Below are 19,214 nucleotides of genomic sequence, written 5' to 3' on the forward strand. Positions count from 1 at the left end.
TCCTATAATATAATATTCAAAAGGCATTAATTGAGTGTGTTAAATAAAAATTTGCACTTGAGAACAAAATAACTAAGAGACAAATAAATAAAAACTTAAGCGGAGGTAAATATGAGTCTATTTCTTGGTAAAATACATTACTGGCTTTATAACAAAATTATTTGGTATGAAAAAATTGAGATGGATATTATAAAATGGGCTCAGGAAAAGGAATTGCCGGTAGGCACCTGGGTTCAGGATATAAACGAAAAACATGGCCCTCCTTTGGGCCCTGAGCCATTGGAACAATTGATTGATACCTCAAATATACACGGGTGGCTTCAGGAAAGAATAGAAAGTGCAGAATTAAGGCAGGCAGCTATTGTAACTCAGGTATTAAACAGGAGTATGGATTATAAGAAGGATTTGGCTGAGATTTATAAAAATCAGGGAAAAGCTGCCGCGGGAGATTATCAAGGGGATGTAGCTGTACCCGAGGAAGTATTTAATGCTTTGAACGATTACATTCTGGAGGGAATGCCCTGTGACCGTGTGAACGAAATAGTATCAAGCAGCGATAACGAATTTGTATGGAAGTCTGCAATATGCCTTCATACACCATATTGGAAAAAGGTTGAGGGAAATGTAAATAATTTTTATGAACTTAGGGAGGTTTGGGTAAAAGCATTTGTAGAAGAGTTAAACCCTGATTTTTTTTATGCAAGGTCCGCTGATAATACACACAGGATATCCCGTAAGTAGAAAGGAAGATAATATGGATTGCATTGATTTGATGGTAGATGAGCATAAAAATATTAAGCGTATGCTGAAGGTCATCCGAGAATATTGTTACAAGATTTTAAAGGGTGAACAGGTAGAGTATGAGGATTTTTTTACAATAATTGATTTTGTAAGAAATTATGCAGATGCCCACCACCATGGCAAAGAGGAAAAACTTCTTTTTGACAGGATGGAAAAGGAAATGGGGCCAGCCGCACAAAAGCTTGTAAGACATGGCATGCTGGTTGAACATGATCTCGGACGGCTTCATATGCAGGAACTTGAAGCTGCTGTAAAAAGGGTTCTGGAAGGTGATGATGAATCAAAGCTTGATATAATTGCCAACGCTGTTTCATATACTCACCTTCTTTACAGGCATATTGAAAAGGAAGACGGAGTAGTATACACATTTGCAAGAAAAAACCTGATTAAAGAAACAATGGACAAACTAAACTACGAATGTGAAAAGGCAGAAAACAAAGCACAGGAACAGCATTTACAGGAGAAATATCTGAAACTTATAGAAGAGTTTGAACAGAAGATATTATAGAAAAACCGGCTAATCGCCGGTTTTTCTTATTTGAACACTTTAAATCTTGATTCAATTGGCTGAAATTGCTTTTCATCAGGTGATACAGTTGGTTTTCCGAATGGCATCTGGGCAACAAGCCTCCAGTTCAAGGGGATTTTCCATTCAGCTCTGACGGCATCATCTATCAATGGGTTATAGTGCTGAAGAGAAACTCCTATACCTTCAATTTCTAAAGCAGTCCAAATTACATATTGCAGCATTCCGTTTGACTGCTCTGCCCAAACTGGGAAATTATCCTTATACAGTGCAAATTGCTGCTGTAGGGACTCGATAACTGAGTTATCCTCAAAAAACAAAACAGTACCATAACCACTTCTAAAAGAGTTGACTTTTTGCTCCGTTGCTGAAAAGTTTTCAGGCGGTACCACCTTACTTAGAGTATTCTTTGTTATGTCCCACAATTTATCATGGTTAGCTCCCAATAATAATACAACTCTGGCGCTTTGACTGTTAAAGGCTGAAGGTGTGTGGAGAACCGCATCTTTTATAATCTCCTGAATCCTTTCATCGGAAACAGGAATCTGCTTATCAATACCATAGTATGTGCGTCTGTCTTTTACTGCTGTGTAAAAATTCTTGGACAAAACAACATCCTCCCTTATTATTAAATTTGTTACAAATATATTAATATTTAATTTACCAACATTAACATACCAATAAACATATTTTTTACAATAATAAGGTAAATATTCGCCAATAAACTGCTTTTATTGTCTATCGGGATATATTCCTTCAGTTGCAATACAATAGACAGTATTTTGAACGGGCTCCGAGCCTGTCAAATTTGGCAAACAGAATGTAGTACTGCCATTGCCTCCAAATTGAATCCCAAGCAGTGAATATAAGGCAGTATTTGTTTGAACGTTTATAGTAGCACCGTTACAAACCGCCCATCCACGAGGGACATACGAAAACGGAAAGAGTTTTATCATACCTAAAATAGGACAATCCATTATAATAACCTCCCTGAAAATAAACTGTTTAATTGGGTGTAGGATACATGCCGGTCATTGCAATATAATAAGCCATAGGGCGTCTTGTCTGATATGCACTTGCTTTTAACAGATTTGGAACTGCGAAATTCTGACCGGGTGTACCGCCAAACTTATTTCCGATTAATGAGTATAATGCCTGATTCTGTGCAACCTGAAATATTGTCCCATCACACAACTGCCAATCGGTTGGAGCGAATCCTAAGGCAAAAAGCTGAATCTGACCTATGAAAGGAAAATCCATAATAATAGCCTCCCTGAGCCGCAGAACGGCTAAAATAAATTTAAAGTTGAAAATATTTAAACCAATCAACCTAATTCCGTGTAGGATAAAGACCTTCTATTGCTATGTAAAACTTTGTATTCGGTACAGGCTCTGTGCCTAATAAGTTAGGTAGGGCAAAGGTTGTTTGTCCGTCACCGCCATATGAAAAGCTCAGTAACGAAAACAGTGCTTGATTTTGTGCGATGTTTAATATTTGTCCATTGCATAAAAGCCATCCTCGCGGTACAAAGGTAAATGGGAAAAGTTCAATTTCACCTAACATTGTCTCCATATAAACACCTCTCGCTGATTAATATATAGTAATTATATAATAATGTGTAAAAATATGTCAATAGGATGTCATAAATAATGACAATTAGAAAAATTTTGATTGTAATTTTGATTAAGTTACAATATAATAATAATATCAATTAATGTAAAAAAATACAAATTTTAATATAGCGGGGAGGAAATACATATGGGTAATACCGCCTTAACCGGCCTTGTTTCAGCAACCAGTTACATAGCTCCTTTTGAGGCCAAAAGGGCAGTTGACGGGGTATTAAAGCCTGTCAACAGATGGGTTGGAGAAGTACCTTGTTCTCTTAGTTTTATACCAGATAAATTGTATTGTGTAAATCGATGGGTTGTAAATGGCATGCCTTCAGTGGGTTGGGACTCTCAGCAATACTATATGCTGACTTATTCTTTACAGGGCAGCAATGACAATTCTACATGGGTCACTCTAGATATAGTGGATAATACAAATACCAGTACGATATCGTACAGTTCAGACAGAACTTTTATCCCAACCAACGCCTATAAGCTTTATAGAGTTAATGTAACAAAAGGATTAAAATGTAATCCCAACATCGCTTCGATTTCCAATTTCCAATTGTTCTCTGTTGACCCAACAAGCCCATATCTATCAAGCTTGACGATAAACAGCGGTACACTTACACCTGCTTTTGTAAAAACCACATCTGCTTATACTGCTACAGTTGACTATGGAACAACCGGTATTGTAGTAACTCCTACAGCAGAAACTCCAACTGCCTACGGCCAGGATGCAATAATAAAAGTAAATGGAGTTGCAACCAGAAGTGGAACAGGTGCAACAGTGAACCTTGCAGTCGGTGTCAATACAATAAATATTGAAGTCACTTCGGCCGTTGGGTACCTAACCCAGAGCTACACGCTGACTGTCACAAGGCTTAACAGTAACAAACTCACGAGTCTTTCTGTCCTTAATGGAACCACAGTACTTCCGATAGTACCAACTTTTGATAAAAATACTTTCGGCTACACGGTAGAAGTTGATAGTACGGTTCAAAGCGTAATGTTAAATGCTACATGTGAAAACACCGCATCGACACTTACAATAAATGGGGGAGCTGCTGTAAGCGGTCAGCCATACGGGCCAATTGCATTGCAGACAACTGGTGATACAACAGTAAATGTCATAGTATCTACAGCAACAATGTCGCCACAGACGTATACGGTAACAATTAAGAGGAAAGAGGATTTGACTTTGAAGAGTTTGTTTGTTATAGGTGCTTCTCCACTAACTCTTACTCCTACTTTTAGCAGTAACTATTTTACATATACAGCTATCTCAGGTAGCGTAACCACTTTGAAGGTACAACCAACAGCAAATAATTCTGCAGGTGTTATAATCAAAGTAAATGGAGTAGAGACAGCTAGCGGTACAAAGGCTACTGTTAATGTTACACCGGGGCAGGTAAATCAAATAAAAGTTGATGTAATTTCAAAAATATCGGGTAATGTTGTTACATATATATGTAATGTAACAGTTAGTTAGTAAAGTAAAAATAAAAGCCACGCCTGAGGTGTTTAAAAGCCACGGGTGTGGCTTATTATAACTAGGAGGTTAAGTATGAATGGAGTAAGAAGAAAGCTGTTTTTGTTTTTTTGTATATTTTTTATATGTTCTATCTTAAACTGCAACACAGGGACCTTATATGCAGCAACACCAAGTGATGAGAGTTTTGAAACCCAGATACACGGAAGTGGATCACTTGATTATGGTGACTTAACTTTTTTTTCTGATATTGAAGTATATTCTGATGATATATCAGTAATAGGTGTCGACAATTACAAAATCTCAGAAACCGAAGGATTTAAGGGTAATGTTATAGTAAATAATTATAACAATGATTCAAGTGCCAAAAAGTTTACATTTAAATCAAAAGACGGAGGGCGTTTTAAGCTTGAATCCTTTTATGCATTGGTATGTGACAATAATGATAAAAATGGGATAAATTCTGTGACAACCACTTCCATAAACATTTATGGATATCGAGGAACAAATACAGTACCTGTGGCAAGTGTGGAAAATATTAATCTAAGCAGCTCTAATGTAACTATAGGTGATGTTACTTATACCCAAAAGAATAATGCAACCGACGAAGATTGGTTTGGCAAAATATATGGAGGAATTATTCAATTTGGGGATAACTGGTATGATATAGATACTGTTGTGATAACAACTTCAGATGACAGTAAACCACTTTATATCGCCCTTGATTCCCTTGATTTCTCAAACCTTACAGACCTTTCAATAGACAATATATCTGCTAATGAAGGACAAAATGCAACTTTTAAGGTAAATTTAACAAAGGCATACACAAATGATATAACTGTTGACTACTCAATCAATGCTCAAGCTGCAACAGAAGATGATTTAGGTACAACAGTCCTGAATGGCAAAGTAACTATTCCTGCCAATTCAACCTATGGGGAAATAGTAGTACCTATAAAGGATGATACAGACCACGAGAAGGCAGAAGACTTTAAAGTCACGATTTCAAATCCTAGTGTCGGGGGCATTATAAAAGGTGAGGCTACATGCACCATAAACGACAATGATGCCTCTCCAAAAGTAACATTGAGTATTGATAAAAGTAGTATAGGTGAGAATGGTGGTTCTGCAAAAATAACCGCTACTCTTTCAAATAAGACCTATGAAAATGTAACAGTTAATCTTGGTTTTACAGGTGCTATGGCCGGAACTGATTTTAACGCTCCGACCTCAATATCCATACCTGCAAACAGTTTATCCAATTCAGTTAACATAACTTCGCTGGACGATGATATCTATTCAGACGGAGATAAAAACGTAACTGTTGGAATAACCACTGTGGATAAAGGAGATATAGGTACATTTACTCCGCCTAAGCTGACAATTACTGATGACGAAACCGAGCCAAAAGTAAATTTAAGTATAACACCGGGCTCAATATCAGAAAACGGAATTGATGTGGCAAACGTAAAAGCTACCCTTACAAATAAATCAAGTAAGGACGTAACTGTAAAATTGACATTCTCAGGTGCTGTGAAAGATAAGGATTTTACAGTTTTAAGCGATACTATTAGAATTCCCGGCAAACAGACAGAAAGTTCGATACAAATTAAAGGAAATCCAAATAATAAATTCAATAATGCAAGGATACTTACAGTAAGTACCTCCGATTCCGATGTTACAAATGCAACTACGGGAACCGATAAATCAGTGGATTTAACAATTACTAACATTGATCCGAAGCCCAAGGTAACGGTGGAGCCTGTTGAGTTCAATGAAATAGATTCAGCTACCAAAAGGGCGGTATTTACGGTTTCACTGTCACAAGCCAGCGACGAAGATGTAACCGTAGATTATTCAACATCAGACGGGTCTGCAAAGAGTCCCAAAGACTATACAAGTGCTTCTGGAACGTTAACTATACCAAAAGACGAAACAAGCGGCACAATTGAAGTAGGTGTATTAAATGACACGTTGGATGAAGATGACGAAGATTTTTCACTTATGATAAATAATCCTGTGGGTGCAGATCTGGGAACTTCCTCTACCGCAAAATGTACTATAAAGGATGATGATGCTGCACCAGACATAGTTGTATCTAATGCTGAGGTAGATGAAGATGATTCGGGCATTAATACCAAACTAATATTCAATGTCAAACTTTCAGCAGAAAGCGGAAAAACAGTGACGGTAAATTACTCAACTGCTGATGGAACCGCTACTCAAGGAGTAGACTATACAGCTATTTCAAATGGAACTCTGACCTTTAATCCAGGTGGAACAGATACAAAACAAATTGAAGTGACTGTTTTAGGTGACGATATACAGGAGTCAAGTGAGACAGTTACACTTAATTTGACAGCTGCTAATGCCAACAAGCCGGATTATACTGCTACGGGTACAATTAAGGATAACGACAAGGCGACTATATCCATAAACGATGCATCGGTAACTGAAGGCCCTGCGAAAAATATTGTATTCAAGGTATCTCTCAGCAAGCCATGTTCACAAAGCATAACCGTCAATTATAGGACAAAAGACGGCAGTGCGAAAAAGGTAAGCGATTATGTTCAAAGTGAAGGTACTATTACTTTCGCAGAAAATGATATTTCTGAAAAGACTATAACCATTGACATAAATGATGATGAACTATATGAAGGAGTAGAATCCTTCGATGTTGAACTTTATGATTTATCAGAGCCATCCGTAGAAATGGGGAAGGCTACAGGAAAAGGAACTATAAATGACAATGAATCCATACCGCTAATATCCATTGAAAACATTGGTGAAGTAGAGGGTAATTCAGGTAAGACTATCGCTTCTTTTACAGTAACTCTTTCAACAGCCAGTGTAAATGATATATATGTAGACTATGTTACATTAGAGGGAACTGCAAAAGAAGGAAAAGACTATACAGCGGTGACAGGCAAACTGAAAATACCTGCCGGATTAAAAAGTGGAACAATCAATGTAGATATGGTAGGAGATTCATTATATGAGAATAATGAAACATTTTCATTAATTCTTTTAAATCCAGAAGGTGCAGAAATAAACTCTTCAAAGGGAACAGCGGTATGTACAATAAAAGACGATGACCTGGCACCTTCCTTAACATTTGGCGAAAGTAAGGTAAAAGTAGAAGAAGGAGATTCCGGAACTACGCAGATGGTGTTCAATGTAACGCTTTCCGCGGAGTGTGAAAAAACAGTTTCCGTCGATTATGCAACAGAAGACGGAACAGCGACAATTACTGATAACGATTACACTCCGTTGTCCGGCAAGTTGGAATTTGCTCCCGGTCAAATATCCAAGTCGATAACAGTAAATATTAACGGAGACAAAAACGGCGAGCTTAATGAAAATTTCTTTGTAATTTTGAAACCTGAAACCGGCGATATTAAGGCAGAAGGAATTATACAAGACGATGATAGAGCTTTTGTTAAGATGTTCAAAAAGAAAGATGGTACAGAGATTGCAAACGGTAATACCATTAAATTTGAAGATACAAAGACAGGCAAGGAAAGCGAATTGGAGTTTACAATATCAAATACCGGTAACAGTGAACTTGTAGAAGATGGAACAAATAAGTTTATATCAATAACAGGTGCTGATTTCACTTTAAAAAATGAACCCGTAAGTCCTATTGCCGGAAAAACTTCAATCACCTTCATCATAGTATTTAAGCCGTCTGCTGCTGGAGCCAAAACCGCCGAAATAACCATAACTGGCAAAGACGCAGTAAATAGTCCGTTTAAGTTTAAGGTGTCAGGAACCGGCACATCAGACAGCCAGACAGGCGGCGGTACAACTCCTGAAACACCGTTACCAAAAGAAACAATAGACATAAATGTAGGAGACCATTCTCTGAAAAATATCTCTGTTGACGTTCAGAATGAAAATAACACTAAAACCACCACTGTAAATGTGGATGAAACGGAAGTACAGAAAATCCTTAATGAAATGGAAAAAACTGATCCTGACAAGGAAAAGAAGGTAATTATCCCTGTTACTAATAATTCAGATAAAGTTGTCGGGGAGTTAAAGGCCAGTACTTTAAAGGCTATGGCAGATATGGACGCCATCATTGAAATCAAAACGGAAAATGTATCGTATAGCTTACCTGCCAACAATGTCAATATAGATGAGATAGTGGAAAAACTGGGCGGCAACCCTGAACTCAAAGACATTTTGGTTAAAGTCACAGTTACTAAAGCAACTAACGACAAATCAGATAAAATAAAAGATGCAGCAGAAAACAAAGGTTTTGAAGTAAAAGGCAAACCTGTCGAGTTTGAAATATCATTCAAAAATGCAGGCAGGGAAGTTACAGTTTCTTCTTTTAACAATTATGTTGCAAGAACTGTAGCGATACCGGAGGGAATTGACCCTAAGAAAATAACTACAGGTGTTGTGTGCAATCCTGACGGTTCATTCACACATGTGCCGACGGCAGTTAATGTAATCGACAACATCTATTATGCAAAGATAAACAGCCTTACTAACAGCACATATGCACTTATATACAATCCTTTGACATTTAAGGATGTGGAAAAACATTGGTCAAAGAATTACGTAAATGATGCAGGTTCAAGGCTCATAGTCAGCGGAACAGGAAATGGAAATTTCACTCCGGATAGAGCTGTTACAAGGGCTGAATTTGCAGTAATGATAGTAAAGGCTTTGGGTTTGAAGGGTTCTCAGTTTGCTGATAATTTCTCGGATGTGGGCAAGGATAATCCATATTATTCTTATATCTGTACTGCATACCAATATGGAATTATTACGGGTTATACTAACGGTAAATTCGGGCCAAATGATTTGATTACAAGGGAACAATCCATGACAATGATTTCAAAGGCCATGAAAATAGCAGGAATGGACACAGCACTGACAAATACCGATAATCTGAACAAAAATTTCTCCGATTCCGGTAATATCTCAAAATGGGCAAAAGACGGAGCAGCTATCTGCGTCAACAGCAGATTATTTGTCGGAAACAAAGGAAAGCTCAATCCTAAAAACAATGTTACAAGAGCTGAAAGTGCTACAGTAATTATAAAGCTTCTGAAAAATGCACATTTAATTTAAGTCTTTTACAAAAAAAGAGCTTCTGCAAAATTTGTTGTTTTGCAGAAGCTCTTTTAATTTTATATGTATGTTTAGAAATTAGGATATTACGGTAATCGGTTCACTCAAGTAAGATATTAATTCTCCGTTTTCATTGACTTGCCCAACAAAAAACCAATAGCTTCCAATTAAGGTATCGACTGTTGCAGTTGTATTTGTGGTTTCAAGACATTTTTCGAGTAGATCAGCTGAACCTTCGACTTTTCTGTATATTGCATATCTGGCTCCGGAGTTATTAGCTGCATCCCAACTTATTTCTATTTGCAAACCTGATCTGTTTGTTAAACGGAAGTTTTGCGGAGCGTTATATGGAGTCTCAACCAGAACAGAATTGCTTAGGTAGGATATCATGTCTCCATTTTCGTTTATCTGAGCTACAAAATAATTATAGTTCCCGAGTAGTGTATCAAGTGATGCAGTTGTATTTGTAGTTTCAAGACATTTTTCAAATGGATCTACTGAACCTGCAGGCCGTCTATAAATTGCATATCTAGCAACTCCAGGGTTATTAGCTGCATCCCAACTAAATTGTATCAGCAAACCTGATCTGTTTGTTATACGGAAGTTTTGCGGAGCGTTATATGGAGTCTCAACCAGAACAGAATTGCTTAGGTAAGATATCATTTCCCCGTTTTCGTCAATCTGAGCTACAAAATAATTATAGTTTCCGAGTAATGTATTAAGTGATGCAGTTGTATTTGTGGTTTCCAGACATTTTTCAAAAGGATCTACTGAATCTGCAAGCCGTCTATAAATTGCATATCTGGCTCCGGGTTTATTATTAGCTGCATCCCAACTAAATTGTATCAGCAAACCTGATCTATTTGTAATACGCAAATTTTCAGGAGTGGGGAAGGGTAGCGTATAAGTAAGGGGACTACCAAATTCTGAAATCCTGTTTCCATTTTCATCAATAGATGCAATAAAGTAATCATAACTCCCTGATATAGCCTGAACAGTCTCTGTTGTTTTATAAGTCTCCTGAATTTTTTCAGGTTCGGCTGTAGAGCCTGTTTCTCTTCTATATATTCCGTAATGTGAACCTGCTAAGGGGAGCCAAGTCAACTGCAATGACGGACCTGATGCATATACCATTCTCAAATCAAGACCAACCGCACCCAAAGCTTTTCTTACGGTATTTGTTTCAGAACTGTTTGCTCCATATATTGTATCTGACGATTGGAGAAGTGCTGCTGCAAATTGAGGGTATTTCATGTCATAAACCATGTTTCCGTCATTAATGGCATGATAAAATATTATTGCAAGCTTTTCCATCCCAATTGGAGCAACTGTAACATTTTTAAAAGTTCCGCCTAGTGCCATAAGACTTGCGGCTTTTGTAATAACACCACCGCCTTCATGTGGTTTGGGATATTTGAGAGAACGGTCATTTTCACATTCTAACATACGTCTTTTATATTCGCCGTAACTATCAATTACAGGATTGGCACAATCCCTGATAATATCTCCGGTATCTTCACCTATTGTCCAATCAGGTGTCCCCTCATTTGGAAGAAAGTATTCACATATTGTACCAAATACATCGGATATTCCCTCGTGTAAGGACAAACGCTCTGTTAAAGGGGGATTAAATTCAAAGTGTCCCTCATCGAAATCACCTAAACCTTCTGATGTAAGTATTCCATGAGTAAATTCATGTGCCATGGCATCCACCGCATATGAAACAGACTTACCTGCCGAACCTTTTCCGGCACCGATTCTTACCTTATTTACATATCCGTAGGCATTTAAAACATTACCGCTATCTTTTATAATTTCAACTGTGTATTCAGACCCGTTATCATCGTTTCCATTACGGTAAAAAGGTGCACCTTTAAAGAAATTTATAACATTTGTCATATTATAATGTGCATCTACTGCATCTTTCTGATAGTTTGTTCCGGTATCTGAATCAAAACAGTTATCCTGCTCGCTGTATATTCCATCTAATTCGTAGATAGTCTTTAAATTCTCAACGGTGTTTTTCAGATAGTATACATCATTATCCTTTACCATTTTTAACGGCTCTTTTATTGTTCCGGATTGACCAATACCTGAACCTACAGTAGGCTCCTCAAGACTTAATTCCTGATTGTTTTTTCCCAATATGGACAGATTACTTGCATAAATATAATATACATAACTCTTAAATGTCGGATTTCTGAATTCGATGTTTACCTTATATATGTAGTTGTATTTTCCATCTACCGGATATAGAATCAACTGGCTTTTAGGAACTTCAGTATACACCGGCTTAAATCCTAAATCACCCTCAATTACAGAAAAAATCGATTCTTGGGATACTTCGGCGGGCTTAACAGCTAAGGCCAGTCTATCAGCTATATTATATTCATAGTCTCCAATGATATACTCAATAACACCGTCAGAATTGATAAAATAGTTTCTGTCGCTATTTTGAACAGGTACATCGTTATAAGTTTGAATGGTTTTTACTACCGTCCTATTTAATGAATTTACAAATTGCTCAGTTACTTTAAACTGTATTGCTGGCAATTGATACTTTTGAGCTTCTTGAGCAATATACTGCTCAACTATTTGTTGTGGAGTTTTTTTAGACTCTGCTGTTAAATCTCCTGCTATAAACGAAGGAATAACTTCTTTTGATTCAATTGCTCCAATTTTGGCATTACCGTCAGCGTTTTCAGTGTTAGCGTAAACGGATGGAAAACTACTTGCAATAAGTGAAACAGATAGCAAAATAGCACTTAAAATTCTTTTTGCTGATATCATTTAATAAATACTCCTTTTAAAGTTTATAAATTTTCACCTGCCTGTCGTCACAGACAAATAGCGTTTTTTATCTTGCAAGATTGAAAACAATAATACCATTATTTACTGTTTATGTCAAAAAAGGCACTCAATCCCATGTAATAAAATTAATTTGCTATTTGCACAGATTGGGTATATACTTACAGTGTAGTTGAAAGAAGGTGGTAAATTGAATAATGAATCATTGTTGGTAACACCTAGTGTTATCGAAGAATGTTTGGGTGAATCCTTTGATGCTTCTGAAAAGAAACAACCTGAGCATGACAAAACCCAAAAAACATTGAAATAGCCTATAGCAAGAGGCTTTTTTTATTGCCCAAAATAATAAAATGAGCTGTGCACTAGTGAATAATTTGAACTAATGCGACAGCCCGGTTTTGCTTTTATATTTTATTTTGATTTTTTAGGACTACGTCTGTTAGGCGGTGTCGAACGATTAAATGACGATCCCCGTCCGCTTTTCTTTCTTGCATTGGATTTTTCTATATTGATGCGTTTTCCCTTTATAGTATAGTTCTTCATTGATTTCATAACTTCGGGAGCAAAATCCTTTGGAACCTCTACAAATGAATACCTGTCAAATATGTCTATTGCACCTACCAGCTTACCCGGAAGTCCGGTTGACGCCACAAGACTTTCAATTATATGCTTGGGCTGTATTTTGCTCTCGCTACCTATATTGATGAATAATCTGACCATATCCTTACTGCTGCCCGGTTCTACCGCATTGTCAATTTCATTAACCTCACTTGGCAGATTCCCGCTTTGTTCACCATACATTTTCAATAATGCAGCTGCAATATCAAGAGATGTTACAAAGTTTTCCCCCTGTTCTTCCGATTCATTATTGATTGTGTCAATGAAGCGTTCAATGTGGCTGACGAATTTGGAGATGCTTTCATCCTTTAGGTTTTCTTTTAAGGTTTTTAGGATGTTTAACATTTTCTTTTCTTCAACTTCATTGAGACTTGGGGGCTTCATAGGAACAATGGTGGATTTTGTATAACGCTGTATATCCCTAAGCTTGTACATTTCTCTTCCTGAAATAAATGTAAAGGCCTTTCCTGTTCTTCCGGCCCTTCCGGTTCGTCCAATTCTGTGAACATAATATTCTTCATCATTTGGAAGATCATAGTTGAATACTGCTTCAACGTCGTCAACATCTATACCCCTTGCAGCAACATCTGTTGCGATGAGTATATCAAAGTTACCTTTTCTGAAAAGAGACATGACTTTGTCACGGTGTTCCTGACGCATGTCGCCATGCAGAGCTTCGGCAGAAAAACCTCTGGACTGGAGGCTGGCTGTAAGTTCGTCAACTCTCTTTTTAGTATTACAGAATACAAGAGACAGTTTGATATCGTTGGTATCAATCAATCTTGACAAAACTTCAAGCTTTGCAGATTCTTTTACTTCAAGGTAATACTGCTCGATACTTGGAACGGTGAGTTCCTTGTGGGCTATCTTTATATGAACTGGATCTTTCTGATATTTTTTTGTAAGTTCCAGAATCTCTTTTGGCATTGTAGCAGAGAATAATATAGTCTGTCTGTCCTCTGGCACTTTCTCCAAAATAGTATCTATATCTTCTCTGAAACCCATGTTCAGCATTTCATCGGCTTCATCAAGAACTATCATTTTAAGGGCTTCCAGTTTAAGAGTTCTACGTCTCATATGGTCCATAACACGGCCCGGGGTTCCTATAATTATCTGTGGACGTTTCTTTAAAGCCATAATCTGTCTGTCAATTGGCTGTCCACCATACACGGGGAGAATCCTTATCCCATCCTTATATTTTAATACATTTCTCAATTCTTCGCAGGACTGTATAGCAAGCTCTCGTGTTGGACAAAGGACCAAAACCTGAATTGAATCAATCTGTGGATCTATTTTTTCCACTGCCGGTATTCCGAATGCACAGGTTTTTCCTGTTCCGGTCTGAGCCTGACCAATCAGATCATTGCCTTCCAAAATATATGGGATTGACTGGGACTGAATAGGGGTCGCCTCTTCAAAGCCCATATCCACAATTGCACGTTGTACCTCATCCGAGAGAGTTAAATCTTTAAAACTTAAATTTTCCATTTTTATTCCTTTACCTTAATAAATTTATATACTATTCAATAATAATTACTATTGCCAAGTTTTGCAATGATTATTTATCAATAAAGAGTAAAACTAAAATTATATTATAATAATGTTATAGGGAATTATGGTATTATATGAAAGAAAACACTAATGGCATTTATGCTTTATGCCGGAACGGAGCAATGTATGATGAAAAAATTTGCATTTGTATCTGATTTTGACGGAACACTCACTGACAGGGATTTTTATCACATAGTAATGGATAAATACTTAAAGGATTGGGCATGGAATTATTATGATGAATGGAAGAAAACCAAAAAGATAAATGTGGATTTTCTTAATAAAATGTTTGGCTCAATGGACAGAAGTGAAGAGGAAATATTGCAGGATATACTGGAGCTACCCCTTGATCCGTATGCTGTTAAATTTATTCAAATGGTGGAAAACAACGGGGGAGATTTTTTTATATTAAGTGCGGGAACATCATATTATATCAATAAACTTTTGGAGTATTTTAAAATAAAAAATGTTACGGTTATTTCAATGGAAGGAAGGTATCATAACAGGGGAATTGAGATAATGCCTGATCCAAAAAGCGAATTTTATTCGGAAATGTGGGGCATAGACAAGCAAAAGGTTGTCCGTTCATTGAAAGAAAAATATGTAAAGGTGTATTTTGCAGGTGACAGCGAGCCGGATATTGGTGCAGCAAAAGCAGCAGATTGTGCATTTGCAACAAGTTCCCTTAAAGATTGGCTTACAAAAGAAAAGGCTCCATATATAGCCTTTGAGCATTTTAATGAAATTGCAAAATATTTGGTCAGGGAAAAAATACTTACCGATTTTGAGTAAAGCTTATTTCTGGATGGAGGTACTTGAGTGATGACTGCTGTACACAGAATTGAAATTCCTTCAATACTTGAAGTTAGTAATAATATACTGGGAAGTGTGGGGGCATACATTGAAAGGGCTGGAATAAATAATGTTGTAATACTGTTTGGAGAAGGAATCCGTGATTTATTTGGTGAAAAGATTCTTGATTCCATAAAGTCAAGAAAATCTCTTACCGTTCTTGAAACTTATGACTATGATGATATAAAGCTTGAAAATCTCATGCCCAAGGCATTTTCCATACCTTCTAAAACTGATGCGGTTGTTGGAGTAGGTGGAGGAAAGGTACTTGATGCGGCTAAATATATGGCTTTTTTAAACAAGCTCCCATTTATAAGTATACCCACATCAACCTCAAACGACGGTTTTTCCAGCTCCGGCTGTTCTCTGATAATAAACGGCAGACGTACATCAGTGCACGCTTCGATGCCATTTGGAATAATTGTTGATTTAGAGGTTTTAAAAAATGCACCTATGAAATTTATATATTCAGGCCTTGGAGACATTATTTCTAAAATAACCGCCGTATACGACTGGTATTTTGAAGAAAAGAACAATGCTGCAAAAGTTGATGACTTTGCCGCAATGATGGCAAAAAAGTCTGTAAACAGTATTGTTAGAATGCCGTATACTCAGGTAACAGAAAACTTCTTTTTAAAGGAAATGGTGGACTCTCTGACAATGAGCGGAATTGCAATGCAGATAGCAGACAGCAGCGCACCTGCCAGCGGCAGTGAACATCTTATATCTCATGCATTGGATAAGCTTCTGGAAAATCCCCAGCTGCATGGAATCCAGGTGGGGATTGCTACCTATCTGATGAGCAGAGTTCAGGAACACAGATACCAGCGGGTAGAAAAATTCCTGACAGATACCGGTTTCTTTGATTTTGTTGAAACCTTAAAAATGAAAGCTGAGGACTTCGAAAAGGCAATTGACCTTTCACCGTCCATTAAGCCAAGCAGATACACTTATCTCCATGTGCCGGAAAACAGAGAAAAAGCAAAACAGCTGCTTAAAAGTGATGAAATACTTAAAAGGATACTTGTATAAATGAACTTTTTCGGATGCCTGCCTCACCGGCATCGCATCCGAATTAAAGTACATTTACAAATTCAGTCCACTGATAACCTGTTTCAAGGCCTGGGCGGATTTATTAAGTAATCCCGTTTCCTCGCTGCTTAGAGGAACATTTAAAATCCTTGAAACACCCTCCGAATTTACCTGGCTGGGAATACTGAGACATATGTCATTTAGACCGTATTCTCCTTCGAATAGGCTTGATACTGTCAATATGGAGTTTTCATTACGGACAATAGCCTCTACAATTCTTCTTACTGCAAGAGCAACGGCATAGTAGGTTGCATTTTTTCTGTCAATAATCTCATATGCTGCGTTTTTTACCTTGTCGAAAGTATCACGTTTGAAGCTTTCATTGTCACAGGATTTACACTCTTTGCAATAAACATCCATGGGTATCCCGGCTATGGATGCAAGACTCCAGGTAGGGACTTCAGTGTCTCCGTGTTCACCGATTATATATGCATGTACGTTTCTCGGGTCAACCCCCATATGTTCCCCAAGCATGTATTTGAAACGTGCAGTGTCCAAAACGGTTCCTGAGCCTATAACTCTGTTTTTAGGGAAGCCGGACAGCTTGTAGGTTACGTAGGTTAAAATATCCACCGGGTTTGTAACAACAAGCAGGATACAGTCTGTATTATATTTAACGATATTTCCAACTATGTCTTTGAAAATTTCAGTGTTTTTATTTACAAGGTCAATTCTTGTCTCACCCGGTTTCTGGTTTGCACCTCCGGTTATTACAACAATATCTGCACCTTTGCAGTCTTCATAATCCCCGTTATATATTCTGACAGGCCTGACAAATGGCATACCGTGATTCATATCCATTGCTTCGCCTTCAGCTTTTTTTGTGTTTTGGTCTATAAGTACAATTTCTGAAACCAGACCGCTTACCATTAATGTATAGGCAGTAGTTGAACCAACAAAGCCCGTACCCACAATTACTATTTTATTTATAGATTTATTTTTCATAATAAATATCCTTCACTTTCTTAGAGTATTTGCTTAGTATAAAATATACCCTTAATTTGTAAGTTATAACAAAACATTTTAAATGTAAAAATATATACTATTTTGTTGTAAAATCATAAATAATAATGTAAAATATTAATATAATATAACAAAAAGTGGAATAAAAAAGAATAAAGGAGATAAAACTTATGCAAATATTAATTAATCATCAATTGACAATTATCTCTTTTGCAACCTTGTTTCTTTTCTTTATCTATGCTAATTGTGTTTTGGAAAAAAGATCTGTAATCAGAAGACTGTATCTTTCAGCTGCGCTCTTGAATTTATTTCTCACATTATCAAATTTGTTACTAAAGATTTTACTCGAAAATTATACCATTCCATTGATAGTGATAAGAATAATACGGTGTATTAACTTTATAGTGTCTCCTCTTCTGGCTTATACATTTTTGCTGTTTATATGTAATTATTTCGCAAACCCATTCAGGATAAAGAAACAGGCAGGTCTGGTTTTTAATTTACTTTTTTTTGCAAATACTATTACCGCAATCATTGCTTTTAAAACCGATATGTTTATAAATAAATTGGGCTGGGGAGCCTACATTCTCCCATTCTCAATAAGTTTGATTCTGTTATTCTATAGTATTTATGTAATATTTAATAGAAGGAAGCTGCTCTTAAAGGTTGAGTACATTTACATTATGTCAGTAAGCCTAATGATTGTGGCTGTAACAGCCTTTCAGCTTATTTTAAATAAGACAGGCTATATTTGGTGCTTTAATTCACTTGTTCTTATATTTATGTTTATTATTATTCAGCAGGGGGAGCTGTACAAGGATTCCCTTACAGGGGCCAGAAACAGACAGGCATTAAAAAAATGCATTGATTGTTATGAAAGACGTAATTTAAGCCGATTGTCAGCGGTAATGATAGACCTTGACTATTTCAAAAGTATCAACGATTTATACGGGCATTCCGAGGGAGATTTTGCACTGAAGGCATTTGTAAAAATGCTACAAAGAGTCTATCTGAATTCGGGAATTGTTTTCCGCACTGGCGGTGATGAATTCCTTGTTCTTATTGATAATCGTTCAGAACCTCAGATTCATGACCTGATGAAGAAGGTTTCAGGGGTAGTAGAAAAATTTAATGCAGGTGGCAATAAGCCATACAGTATAAAGTACAGTTATGCCTTTGGAACATATAAAAGAACGGATAAAGGAGTCAACCAGTTTTTACATGAAATAGACCTTCAAATGTACAATAATAAAAACGGTAAAAAAAGAATTTTCGGTGAAGGCCTTCAATCAGGCATTTATGCAGGTATTCTATGATAGTTTTAAGTTGAAATTCAATCCTTTGTATTGTTTATATTTCAGGAAGTAGGTATAATCTTGGTATACACTACATTTAAGGAGGGTCCATATGATAGAATGGAGGGACGAATTCATTCTTGGAATCGAGAAAATCGATGAACAGCATAAAAAGTTATTTCAGATTGCTTCAGAAATTTATGCTGTCATGAAAAATCAGCTTATTACGGACAAATATGATGAAATTGTGCACCTTATTACGGAACTAAAAGATTACACAGTTTTTCACTTTACTTACGAAGAAGAATATATGCATAGTATAGGATACCGAAAGCTGCTCTCCCATAAAGTTGAACACCATGACTTTATTGAAAAAATCAATAATACGGACTATAGCAGGATAGATAAGGACCAGAATCAGTACTTAATGGAATTGCTTGATTTTACGGTAGAATGGATTGCAAACCATATAATGAAAACAGATAGAGCTTACACAATCAAATAAAATTTCTTTAAG

The 19,214-nt window shown here is 36.8% G+C and carries 15 protein-coding genes; 8 read left to right on the forward strand and 7 right to left on the reverse strand.

Features of this window, described 5'->3' with window-relative positions; genetic code table 11:
- Positions 1–111: 111 nt before the first annotated feature.
- A complete protein-coding gene (locus CLO1100_RS03465) occupies positions 112–741 on the forward strand; it encodes a hypothetical protein (protein WP_014312370.1) in 630 nt (209 codons plus the stop codon).
- Positions 742–754: 13 nt separating this feature from the next.
- Positions 755–1,309, forward strand: a complete 555-nt coding sequence (locus CLO1100_RS03470) for a hemerythrin domain-containing protein (protein ID WP_014312371.1) — start codon at positions 755–757, stop codon at positions 1,307–1,309.
- 26 nt (positions 1,310–1,335) lie between these two features.
- Here CLO1100_RS03470 and CLO1100_RS03475 read toward each other — a convergent pair whose 3' ends face one another.
- From CLO1100_RS03475 to CLO1100_RS03490, 4 genes are all read right to left on the reverse strand, one after another.
- A complete protein-coding gene (locus tag CLO1100_RS03475) occupies positions 1,336–1,935 on the reverse strand; it encodes a nitroreductase family protein (protein WP_014312372.1) in 600 nt (199 codons plus the stop codon).
- Positions 1,936–2,058: 123 nt separating this feature from the next.
- A complete protein-coding gene (locus CLO1100_RS03480) occupies positions 2,059–2,304 on the reverse strand; it encodes a phage tail protein (protein WP_014312373.1) in 246 nt (81 codons plus the stop codon).
- 28 nt (positions 2,305–2,332) lie between these two features.
- Entirely contained in the window at positions 2,333–2,587 is a 255-nt protein-coding gene (locus tag CLO1100_RS03485; RefSeq protein ID WP_014312374.1) for a phage tail protein, read from the reverse strand.
- 70 nt (positions 2,588–2,657) lie between these two features.
- Positions 2,658–2,900 (reverse strand): tail fiber protein, encoded by a 243-nt coding sequence (locus CLO1100_RS03490; protein WP_014312375.1) that lies wholly within the window; start codon positions 2,898–2,900, stop codon positions 2,658–2,660.
- 186 nt (positions 2,901–3,086) lie between these two features.
- Here CLO1100_RS03490 and CLO1100_RS03495 point away from each other — a divergent pair, with 186 nt between their 5' ends.
- A complete protein-coding gene (locus CLO1100_RS03495; protein WP_014312376.1) occupies positions 3,087–4,430 on the forward strand; it encodes a cadherin-like beta sandwich domain-containing protein in 1,344 nt (447 codons plus the stop codon).
- Between the two features lie 75 nt (positions 4,431–4,505).
- Entirely contained in the window at positions 4,506–9,518 is a 5,013-nt protein-coding gene (locus CLO1100_RS03500; protein WP_014312377.1) for a Calx-beta domain-containing protein, read from the forward strand.
- 78 nt (positions 9,519–9,596) lie between these two features.
- Here CLO1100_RS03500 and CLO1100_RS03505 read toward each other — a convergent pair whose 3' ends face one another.
- Both CLO1100_RS03505 and CLO1100_RS03510 read right to left on the reverse strand, forming a co-directional pair.
- Positions 9,597–12,308, reverse strand: coding sequence for a M4 family metallopeptidase (locus CLO1100_RS03505; protein WP_014312378.1), 2,712 nt, complete (start codon positions 12,306–12,308; stop codon positions 9,597–9,599).
- A 429-nt stretch (positions 12,309–12,737) separates the two neighbouring features.
- Complete coding sequence (locus tag CLO1100_RS03510) at positions 12,738–14,432, reverse strand: DEAD/DEAH box helicase (RefSeq protein WP_014312379.1); 1,695 nt, start codon at positions 14,430–14,432, stop codon at positions 12,738–12,740.
- A 189-nt stretch (positions 14,433–14,621) separates the two neighbouring features.
- On the opposite strand from CLO1100_RS03510, the gene CLO1100_RS03515 reads away from it, so the two are divergent.
- Both CLO1100_RS03515 and CLO1100_RS03520 read left to right on the forward strand, forming a co-directional pair.
- A complete protein-coding gene (locus CLO1100_RS03515) occupies positions 14,622–15,287 on the forward strand; it encodes an MtnX-like HAD-IB family phosphatase (protein WP_014312380.1) in 666 nt (221 codons plus the stop codon).
- Between the two features lie 30 nt (positions 15,288–15,317).
- A complete protein-coding gene (locus CLO1100_RS03520; RefSeq protein ID WP_014312381.1) occupies positions 15,318–16,379 on the forward strand; it encodes an iron-containing alcohol dehydrogenase family protein in 1,062 nt (353 codons plus the stop codon).
- Positions 16,380–16,433: 54 nt separating this feature from the next.
- Here CLO1100_RS03520 and CLO1100_RS03525 read toward each other — a convergent pair whose 3' ends face one another.
- Positions 16,434–17,384 (reverse strand): L-lactate dehydrogenase, encoded by a 951-nt coding sequence (locus CLO1100_RS03525; RefSeq protein ID WP_014312382.1) that lies wholly within the window; start codon positions 17,382–17,384, stop codon positions 16,434–16,436.
- Positions 17,385–17,572: 188 nt separating this feature from the next.
- On the opposite strand from CLO1100_RS03525, the gene CLO1100_RS03530 reads away from it, so the two are divergent.
- Positions 17,573–18,718 (forward strand): GGDEF domain-containing protein, encoded by a 1,146-nt coding sequence (locus tag CLO1100_RS03530; RefSeq protein WP_014312383.1) that lies wholly within the window; start codon positions 17,573–17,575, stop codon positions 18,716–18,718.
- A gap of 91 nt (positions 18,719–18,809) precedes the next feature.
- Positions 18,810–19,202 carry a bacteriohemerythrin gene (locus tag CLO1100_RS03535; RefSeq protein WP_014312384.1) on the forward strand — a complete coding sequence of 131 codons (393 nt, stop codon included), beginning with the start codon at positions 18,810–18,812 and terminating at the stop codon, positions 19,200–19,202.
- Positions 19,203–19,214 lie beyond the last annotated feature (12 nt).

The sequence above is a fragment of the Clostridium sp. BNL1100 genome (assembly GCF_000244875.1).
Taxonomy (GTDB): Bacteria; Bacillota; Clostridia; order Acetivibrionales; family DSM-1351; genus Ruminiclostridium.

Excerpts from the sequence above, each read along its gene's own strand:
- CLO1100_RS03465 (WP_014312370.1), top strand. The coding sequence starts at position 112 with ATGAGTCTATTTCTTGGTAAAATACATTACTGGCTTTATAACAAAATT.
- CLO1100_RS03470 (WP_014312371.1), top strand. The coding sequence starts at position 755 with ATGGATTGCATTGATTTGATGGTAGATGAGCATAAAAATATTAAGCGT.
- CLO1100_RS03480 (WP_014312373.1), bottom strand. The coding sequence starts at position 2,304 with ATGGATTGTCCTATTTTAGGTATGATAAAACTCTTTCCGTTTTCGTAT.
- CLO1100_RS03485 (WP_014312374.1), bottom strand. The coding sequence starts at position 2,587 with ATGGATTTTCCTTTCATAGGTCAGATTCAGCTTTTTGCCTTAGGATTC.
- CLO1100_RS03490 (WP_014312375.1), bottom strand. The coding sequence starts at position 2,900 with ATGGAGACAATGTTAGGTGAAATTGAACTTTTCCCATTTACCTTTGTA.
- CLO1100_RS03495 (WP_014312376.1), top strand. The coding sequence starts at position 3,087 with ATGGGTAATACCGCCTTAACCGGCCTTGTTTCAGCAACCAGTTACATA.
- CLO1100_RS03500 (WP_014312377.1), top strand. The coding sequence starts at position 4,506 with ATGAATGGAGTAAGAAGAAAGCTGTTTTTGTTTTTTTGTATATTTTTT.
- CLO1100_RS03505 (WP_014312378.1), bottom strand. The coding sequence starts at position 12,308 with ATGATATCAGCAAAAAGAATTTTAAGTGCTATTTTGCTATCTGTTTCA.
- CLO1100_RS03510 (WP_014312379.1), bottom strand. The coding sequence starts at position 14,432 with ATGGAAAATTTAAGTTTTAAAGATTTAACTCTCTCGGATGAGGTACAA.
- CLO1100_RS03515 (WP_014312380.1), top strand. The coding sequence starts at position 14,622 with ATGATGAAAAAATTTGCATTTGTATCTGATTTTGACGGAACACTCACT.
- CLO1100_RS03520 (WP_014312381.1), top strand. The coding sequence starts at position 15,318 with ATGACTGCTGTACACAGAATTGAAATTCCTTCAATACTTGAAGTTAGT.
- CLO1100_RS03525 (WP_014312382.1), bottom strand. The coding sequence starts at position 17,384 with ATGAAAAATAAATCTATAAATAAAATAGTAATTGTGGGTACGGGCTTT.
- CLO1100_RS03530 (WP_014312383.1), top strand. The coding sequence starts at position 17,573 with ATGCAAATATTAATTAATCATCAATTGACAATTATCTCTTTTGCAACC.
- CLO1100_RS03535 (WP_014312384.1), top strand. The coding sequence starts at position 18,810 with ATGATAGAATGGAGGGACGAATTCATTCTTGGAATCGAGAAAATCGAT.